Below are 2,552 nucleotides of genomic sequence, written 5' to 3' on the forward strand. Positions count from 1 at the left end.
ACAGCCCCGCCGGCGATTGAGGCGCGGGGGTCTGGGGGCGGAGCCCCCAGGGGGTCTGGGGGCGGAGCCCCCAGGGGGTCTGGGGGCGGAGCCCCCAGGGGGTCCGGGGCGGAGCCCCCAGGGGGTCCGGGGCGGAGCCCCGGGGAACGGAGGAAGGGCGGGGCGGGGAGCAGCGCCGCAGGCACCCGCACCCGGCACCCGGCAGCAACGGGCGCGCCCGGCACGGCACCGCCCGCCGGGGCCAGGCGCCACCCCGCCGGGGTCAGGCACCGCCCCGCAGGGTCAGGCGCCGCCGCGCAGCCGCTCGCGGACCTTGTCCACCACGTCCGCGTACCGCGCCTCCGCCCCGTACCGCGTCGGCTCGTAGTACCGCTTCCCGTGAATCTCGTCCGGCGCGTACTGCTGCGCGGCGATCGCGCCCGGCACGTCGTGCGGGTAGACGTACCCCACCGCGTGCCCCAGCTTCGCCGCGCCCTTGTAGTGCCCGTCCCTCAGGTGCGCCGGCACCGAGCCCGCGAGCCCCGCACGGACATCGGCCAGCGCCGCGCCGATCGCGGTCGTGGCGGTGTTCGACTTCGGGGCCAGCGCCAGCGCGATCGTCGCGTGCGACAGGGTCAGCGCGGCCTCCGGGAAGCCGATCATCGCCACCGCCTGGGCCGCCGCGACGGCCAGCGGCAGGGCCGTCGGGTCCGCCAGGCCGATGTCCTCGCTCGCGGAGATCATCAGGCGCCGCGCGATGAACCGGGGGTCCTCGCCGGCCTCGATCATCCGGGCCAGGTAGTGCAGCGCGGCGTCCACGTCCGAGCCCCGGATCGACTTGATCAGGGCGCTGGCCACGTCGTAGTGCTGGTCGCCGTCCTTGTCGTAGCGGACCGCCGCCCGGTCGACGGCCTCCTCCAGGGTCTGGAGGGTGATCTCCTCCTCGCCCTTGGCGATGGCCGAGCCGGCCCCCGCCTCCAGCGCGGTCAGCGCCCGCCGGGCGTCTCCGCCGGCGATGCGCAGCAGGTGCGCCTCGGCGTCGGCGGGCAGGGACACCGCCCCGCCCAGGCCCCGCTCCTCCGCCAGCGCGCGCCGCATCAGGGCGCTCAGGTCCTCGTCGGTCAGCGGCTCCAGGGTGAGGAGCAGCGAGCGCGACAGCAGCGGGGAGATGATCGAGAAGTACGGGTTCTCCGTGGTCGCCGCGATCAGGGTGACCCAGCGGTTCTCCACGGCGGGCAGCAGCGAGTCCTGCTGCGCCTTGCTGAAGCGGTGGATCTCGTCGAGGAAGAGGACGGTCTCCTTGCCGTAGCCGCCGGCGGCGCGCTTGGCGCCCTCGATGACGGCCCGGACCTCCTTGACGCCCGCGGTGATCGCGGAGAGCTCGACGAACCGCTTCTGCGTGGCCTGGCTGACCACGTACGCGAGGGTGGTCTTGCCGATGCCGGGCGGTCCCCAGAGGATCACCGAGGAGGCTCCGGCCGGCCCGCCGGCGCCCTCCCCCACCAGCCGGCGCAGCGGCGAGCCCGGCTTCAGCAGGTGCTGCTGGCCGACGACCTCGTCCAGGTTGCGCGGGCGCATGCGGACGGCGAGCGGGGAGCTCGCGGGGTCCTTCTCCTGGCGGTCCTCGGCTGCGGCGGTGAAGAGATCTGGTTCCACACCGGAAGCCTATGCGAGGCCACTGACAGCGCGAGGGCGCTCAGGTCCGGCTCAGGAGGTCCAGAAGTCCCACCAGCGGGTCAGGATCAGCATGCCGATGATCCCGATGTGGAGGACCGGCAGCACCCAGGTGAACTCGTCCAGGAAGCCGCGCAGCCAGCCGGGGGCGGGCAGCAGGCCCTGGCGCACGTTGTGGGAGGTGACGTACCAGAACATCAGGATGGTGGCGACCCAGGCCAGGCAGCACCACAGGCAGAGCGAGTTGATGTTGTACAGGGACTGGTACGTCAGCCAGGCGCAGAACCCGACGCCGAAGAGGGTGCCGGCGTTGAGCGTCAGCCAGTACCAGCGGCCGAACCGGGCCCCGGCCAGCAGGCTCATGCCGACGCAGATGACGATGCCGTAGGCGACCAGGCCGAGCATCGGGTTGGGGAAGCCGAAGACGGCCGCCTGCTCGCTCTTCATGATGTTGCCGCAGGAGACGACCGGGTTCAGGGAGCAGCCCGGGACGAAGTTCGGGTCCTCCAGCAGCTTGAACTTGTCGATGGTGATCACCCAGGCGGCCAGCAGGCCCGCCGCTCCGGTGATGACCAGCAGCAGGGCGAGCGCCCGGCTCCCGCCGAAGGTCCGCGGAGCGGTGTCCGCGCCTGCGCCTGTTGTCGTCATCCCGATCCCGCCCGCTCCGCTTCCGCAAGGTCATCAAGCAGGGGCCATTGTGCCGTACGGCGGCGGGCGCCATCCGTTCGCGGAAGATAAGGACGGCCCGGAAACACCCCGGGCCGCGGCCCGGAAAAGCGCCGGGGGGGGGGGGGGGGGGGACCCCCCCCCCCCCCCCCCCCCGGAGGGTTCCGACCTCGGGCCAAACGGGCCTCCCCCCCGCCCCCCACTCCCCGCCGCGTCCACAAGACTTCCTTTCC

General features: G+C 73.6%; 2 protein-coding genes. Both read right to left on the reverse strand.

Annotated features, from left to right (window positions below):
* Window positions 1-282: 282 nt before the first annotated feature.
* The gene (locus tag AC07A6_RS31710; RefSeq protein WP_362474311.1) at window positions 283-1,635 is read right to left on the reverse strand and encodes a replication-associated recombination protein A; all 1,353 of its coding nucleotides are present in this window, start codon (window positions 1,633-1,635) and stop codon (window positions 283-285) included.
* Window positions 1,636-1,686: 51 nt separating this feature from the next.
* Window positions 1,687-2,301: a vitamin K epoxide reductase family protein gene (locus AC07A6_RS31715; protein ID WP_362474313.1), complete on the reverse strand. Its 615-nt coding sequence runs from the start codon at window positions 2,299-2,301 to the stop codon at window positions 1,687-1,689.
* Window positions 2,302-2,552 lie beyond the last annotated feature (251 nt).

Source organism: Streptomyces sp. NPDC044002, assembly GCF_056434525.1.